The following is a 5,539-nucleotide window of genomic DNA, read 5'->3' as shown; positions in this document are numbered from 1 at the left end:
GGGCGGAAAGCAGCGCCCGATTCATAGGCGCCGGTCGCCGCCAGCCAGCCCTTGTCGAGCTGGCGCCGGCGGAAGGCGGGCTTGTTGAGCGACGTGCCCGGGATCGCCTCATGCACATCCTGCAGCTGCCGCAACGTGAAGAATTCGGGCAGCAGCGCGAAGCCGACATCGGAATAGTCGAGCTTGCCGCGCAGCCTGAGCATCGCCATCGCCAGGATATCGGCATGATCGAAAGCGAGCATCAGTTTTTCGCCTTCCGGCGCGAGCACATCGACCGGCCCACCAGCCTCGCCGGCCCAGGGCACCTGGATCGTAGCTGGCAGCAGCGTCGGCTTCGCGCCGAGCGCCGCATCGAAGGCCTGCTCGGTGAGCAGCGCCAGATAGGCGACGCTGATGATGCGCATGCGCAGATCGCGCTCCACCGCGCCGAATGTGTAGAGCTGCTCGAGATGCGCCTCGCCCATGCCGGCCTTTTCGCGCAGCACGCGCGCGGCGGCCGCGTCGAGGGATTCGTCGATGCCGACAAAGCCGCCCGGCAGCGCCCAGCGCCCCGCATGCGGAAGCTGGTCGCGCTTGACCAGCAGCACGGCCGGCCGGCCGGCGCGGATACCGAGCAGCACAAGGTCGACCGCCACCGACGGCCGCTGGAAGGCGCTTGGGTCGTAGTCCTTGAGGAAATCGGTCTCGTTCATCGAACGCTCCGCTAATATGCAAGACACATATATCTGTTATGAATATATGTCAACGATGAGTTGTGAGGTCGATGACGGAGCGCCGTCTTGGCACTGGTGATGAGGCTTTCATGCAGGGCGACAGATCGCTTCCCGAGCGGGCCGAATAGTGCATTATCCGTGATATCGATCGCGCCAGACATTCATTGCTTTCTACCGTAGTCGAGCCGCCAAGTGTCTCAGCAGGAGCAGTGCCGTGCCCAGCCGCTGGACCATCCTTGCCGTTCTGTTCGTCGCCCGCGCCGCGATAGCGGTGCAATTCCAGAGTATCGCGGCCATTGCGCCGGAACTGGGCAAGGCGCTCGACGCAAACCTCGCCGACATCGGCGTGCTCATCGGTCTGTACTTCGCCCCGGGCGTTGCGCTGGCGCTTCCCGGCGGCGCGATCGGCAGGCGCTTCGGCGACAAGGCAAGCGTGCTCGCCGGCCTGGCGATGATGCTGGCCGGCGAGATGCTGCTTTTCACCTCAACCTCATGGAGCGTGCAGATCGCGGCACGGTTGATCTCCGGGGTCGGAGGCGTGCTGCTGAACGTGCTGATGACCAAGATGGTCGTCGACTGGTTCACGGGCCGGCGGATCGCCACGGCGATGGCGATCTTCATCAACTCTTGGCCGCTGGGCATCGCCCTCACGCTCGCCGGGCTGCCGCTGATACGGGCGGAATTCGGCATAGCGGGGACGCAGATTGCCGTGATGGCGCTCATCGTCGCGGCGCTTGCGCTGGTGGGATTCCTGTACCAGCCACCCGGACCCGCCGCCGCTCCGGCTTCAGCGGAAGGCTCACGGCTCGCGAAGCCTGCTGTCTGGGCCGTGCTGCTGGCGGGTTTGATCTGGGCCTTCTACAATGTCGGCTTCGCCATGATCTTCAGTTTCGCGCCGTCGATGCTGGTCGAGCGCGGCTGGTCGACCGCCGCCGCCGGTTCGGCCGTCAGCATCGTGCTGTGGCTCGCGGCTCTTTCGGTTCCGCTCGGAGGCTACCTCGCGGACCAGAGCAGGAGCCGCAACGCCATGCTGGCGACAAGCTGTCTCGCTTTCGCGGCCTTGGTCCTCTTGCTATGGCGCTGTTCAGCGGTGCTGCCCACCATGGTTGTGCTCGGCCTGGTCTGCGGGCTGCCGGCCGGAGCGATCATGAGCCTGCCGGCGCGGGTGCTGGCGCCGGCGACACGGGCGCTGGGAATGGGGCTCTTCTACACGGTCTACTACGCCACGATGCTGATCGCGCCTTGGTTCGGCGGCAAGCTTTCGCTTTGGACGGGCAGCGCCGGCGCGGCGCTCGGCCTCGGCTCGGCGGCTCTTCTAGCCTGCCCGGTCCTTTTGTGGGAGTTCGAACGCCGGCTGCCCGTGCAGGCCCGAACGGCCCCGCAGGCGGGCTGAGGCCCTTGCGGACTTTCCGCTGTCGAGACGAGGGATGGGCGCCGCCCGAAAACGCAAGCCTCGATCGGATCAAGGCGCGGGGGTCATTGGGTCGGAGCTGGGCGGCGACGCCACGGGTTGCGCCACGACCGGCGCGCAGCTGTCGCCGACCACCAGTGAAGGCTGGAAGACGACGTTGCGCGGTTCGGCAGGACCGCCACGCCTGATCTGATCGACGAGAAGCCGCACCGCCTCGTTGGTCATGTCGACGAGTGGATGCTCGGTGCGCGTCAAGCGCGGACGCAAGCCTCCGATGCCAGGGATGGTATCGGTGGAAGCGATGGAGATGTCGCCCGGACAGCGCAGCCCGAGATCCGCGACTGCCCGCATCACGCCGAGAGCCATCAGACCGCTCGCGACATAGAGCGCCGTTGGCCGCGCCGGCTGTTCCAACAGGCTGCGCGCCACCGAATAGGCGGCATCCTCACGGAACTCACCCGAGCGTATATAGCGCGATTCAAGCGTCAGGCCTCGCGACCGCATGGCCGCCAGCATTCCGTCGAGGCGGCCCCGCCCGGTGGTGACATGCAGCGGGCCGGTGACCGTGCCGAGGCGGGTATGGCCGAGATCGAGCAGATATTCCGTCGCCTGCCTGCCGGCCGATATGTTGTCGATCGTCACCGTGTCCGACCTGTCATCGGCGACGGTACGGCCGAACAGCACGGTCGGGATCGGTTTGCCGTCGGGATCGTTCTGCAGATGCTCCGTCGAGTCGCCGACCGGGACCAGGATCACCCCGTCGCAGGAGAGTGTTCGCACGCGGGCGAGGATGCGACGCTCGACCTCCGGCTTCTCGTCGCTGTTGAAGATCAGCAGCGAATAGCCCCAGGCGGCGACCGCCGCTTCCGCCGCCCACACGACGCGCGAGAAGAAGGGGTTGGCGAGATCGGCCACGACCAGGGCGATCAACTGGCTGCGCCCGCGCTTCAGGTTCCGCGCGGCGAGCGAGGGCGCATAGCTGAGGTCACGGACGGCGGCCAGGACGCGGGCCCGCAATTCCGGGCTCACATAGGCGGAATCGTTAATCACCGCCGACACCGTTGCCGTCGATACCTCTGCCTTGCGAGCGACGTCCTTGATGGTGGCCATAGCGAACTCAGCTAATCGATTAGTTGAGTTTTGGTCGCCAAAATGGCCTTTGTCTAGGCTAAATCCCCGAAAATTTGCTTGATTGCCGTTGTTATCCGCATAATCTAGCGAAACGGTTCGGCGAGGTAGGCGCCGTAACATCAAAGGGAGGAAATCATGAAGTGGATAGTCATTGGGGCTGCGTTGGCGGCCGCGGCCGCAGCGTTTCCCGCTCGGGCGGACACGCCGCTGGCCGGCATCGTCTCGATCTCGGCGACGGAGGCGAACAACGCCCGCTATATCGTCGGCGCCAAGGCCGCCGCCAAGGAGATCGGCTGGGATGTTTCGGTCATCGATGCGGCGGGCAGCGCCGACCAGGCCAATGCCGCGATCCAGAATTTCGCGCAGCGCGGCTCGGCGGCCATCGTCGACATGGTGTTTCCCTATTCCTCGATCGGGGCCGGGCTGCAGGCGGCCAAGTCGGCCAATATCCCGGTCGTGACCTGGGGCGGCGGGCTGGGAAGCTCGGTCGCCGCCACCAATGGGTCGGGCGGGCCGATGGTGGTGCCGGTCAATGAGCTGATGCTGAAGACGATGGGCGGCAAGGGCTCCATCCTGGCGCTGACCTATCACACAGGCGAGGTCTGCCGAAACCGCGAGGTCGAACTCGACAAGGCGCTTGCGGCCAATCCCGACATCAAGGTCACCAAGAACGAGGTGCGCATCCCCGGCTATTTCGAGGATGGCGCGCAATATGCCAACGCCTGGCTGGCCTCGCATCCGGCAGGCCAGGAGAATCTCGCCATCTGGGGCTGCTGGGACGATCCGGCGATCGGCGCCATCGGCTCGCTCAGGGCGCAGGGCCGCGACGACGTCAAGGTCTACGGCGTCAACGGCAACGCGCAGGCGCTGGAGAACATCAAGAACGGCTTCATGACCGCGACCGCCTGGCAGGACAGCTATACAGAAGGCTACACTATGATCAAACTGCTGCCGGAGATCCGCAAGGCCGGCGCGGACTGGACGCCGAAGGCGGTGGAGGTGCCCGCGGTGCTCGTCACCAAGGACACTATCGACGACTTCATCGCCAAGCATCCGGACGCCATGAAATAGGAACCTCAACGCTTCACCCATGAACCCAGTCCCGACAGCGATGGCGGCGCCGCCGGCGGTGCCGTTCGTGGCGGCGAATGCGATCAGCAAATCCTACGGAGGAGCGCAGGCGCTGCGCGGCGCTTCGCTCTCCGTGCTGCCCGGCGAAGTGCATGGGCTGGTCGGCGCCAACGGCGCCGGCAAGTCGACATTGATCCGTATCCTGGCCGGCGTGACCCAGCCGGACACGGGCGAAATCGCCATCGAGGGCAGGCCGGTGGCGATCGTGTCGCCGCACGCGGCGAGCGGGCTCGGCATGAGCTTCATCCATCAGGAGCTCGCCTATGTGCCGGATATGACGGTGCTCGAGAACATCATGCTCGGCCTGCCCAAGAAAAAGACGAGGCTCGGCCTGGTCGACTGGAGCGCGATCCAGCGCGACGTCGCGCCGATCATCGAGCGCGTCGGCATAACCGCGCCGCTCGATGCCGCGTCCAAGAGCCTGTCGACGGCCGAGAACTGGCTGATCAGCATCGCCCGGGCGCTGGTGTGGAAGGCGCGCCTCATCGTCATGGACGAGCCGACCGCTTCGCTCTCGGCAGGCGAGTGCCGCAAGCTCTTCTCCATCATCCGGGGGCTTTCGGCGGCGGGCGTGGCGGTGCTCTACGTCTCGCACCGGCTGGACGAAATCCTCGATCTGTGCAGCCGCGTCACCGTTTTCCGCGATGGCCGGTCTGTTGCGGTCCTCGACGGCTCCGGACTGACCCGGCGCCGGCTGGTCCAGGAGATCGTCGGCGGGGCGGTCGAACAGCTGCCTAAGTCGCGCGAGGCGACGGGCGGCGAGATCGTGCTGTCGGTGCGGGGCCTGCGCCGCCTGCCGCGCGTGGAGGAAGCAAGCTTCGACCTCCGCCGCGGCGAGGTGCTCGGGCTCGGCGGCCTTGTCGGCGCCGGGCGCAGCGAGCTCGCGCGACTGCTCTACGGCGCCGACCGGCCCGACGCCGGCAGCATGACGATAGAGGGAAGGCCTTTTGCGCCGCGCACCCCGGCCGGCGCGGTGCGCGCCGGGCTCGGCCTTGTGCCGGAGGAGCGCCGTACGGAGGGGCTGCTCCTCGGCAAATCCGTCGCCTTCAATCTCAGCCTCGGCAATCTCACGCCTCTCCTCGCCAGCCCGGTCCTGCCCTTCATCAGCCTGCGCAGGCGGGCGCGGCTGGCGCAGGCTGATGAAGGGCAGGAC

At 66.6% G+C, this 5,539-nt stretch carries 5 protein-coding genes; 3 read left to right on the top strand and 2 right to left on the bottom strand.

The window, feature by feature from the left end; all coding sequences use genetic code 11:
• On the bottom strand, window positions 1-692 hold a 692-nt coding region (locus EOA28_RS23255), incomplete at its 3' end, for an NUDIX domain-containing protein (protein ID WP_148670814.1).
• Between the two features lie 235 nt (window positions 693-927).
• Here EOA28_RS23255 and EOA28_RS23250 point away from each other — a divergent pair.
• Window positions 928-2,106 (top strand): MFS transporter, encoded by a 1,179-nt coding sequence (locus tag EOA28_RS23250; protein WP_126080200.1) that lies wholly within the window; start codon window positions 928-930, stop codon window positions 2,104-2,106.
• Between the two features lie 69 nt (window positions 2,107-2,175).
• Here the strand turns inward: EOA28_RS23250 and EOA28_RS23245 are convergent, their stop codons facing one another.
• Entirely contained in the window at window positions 2,176-3,234 is a 1,059-nt protein-coding gene (locus tag EOA28_RS23245) for a LacI family DNA-binding transcriptional regulator (protein ID WP_127250011.1), read from the bottom strand.
• 156 nt (window positions 3,235-3,390) lie between these two features.
• Between EOA28_RS23245 and EOA28_RS23240 the strand changes: the two genes are divergently transcribed.
• Both EOA28_RS23240 and EOA28_RS23235 read left to right on the top strand, forming a co-directional pair.
• The gene (locus EOA28_RS23240) at window positions 3,391-4,326 is read left to right on the top strand and encodes a sugar ABC transporter substrate-binding protein (RefSeq protein ID WP_127250010.1); all 936 of its coding nucleotides are present in this window, start codon (window positions 3,391-3,393) and stop codon (window positions 4,324-4,326) included.
• 19 nt (window positions 4,327-4,345) lie between these two features.
• Window positions 4,346-5,539: sugar ABC transporter ATP-binding protein (locus EOA28_RS23235; RefSeq protein ID WP_148670813.1), on the top strand; the 1,194-nt coding region annotated here is incomplete at its 3' end.

It is taken from the genome of Mesorhizobium sp. M2A.F.Ca.ET.067.02.1.1 (assembly GCF_004023285.1).
Classification (GTDB): domain Bacteria; phylum Pseudomonadota; class Alphaproteobacteria; order Rhizobiales; family Rhizobiaceae; genus Mesorhizobium.
Note: the sequence above shows the minus strand (reverse complement) of the source record. Positions and strands in the feature narration are given on the sequence as shown.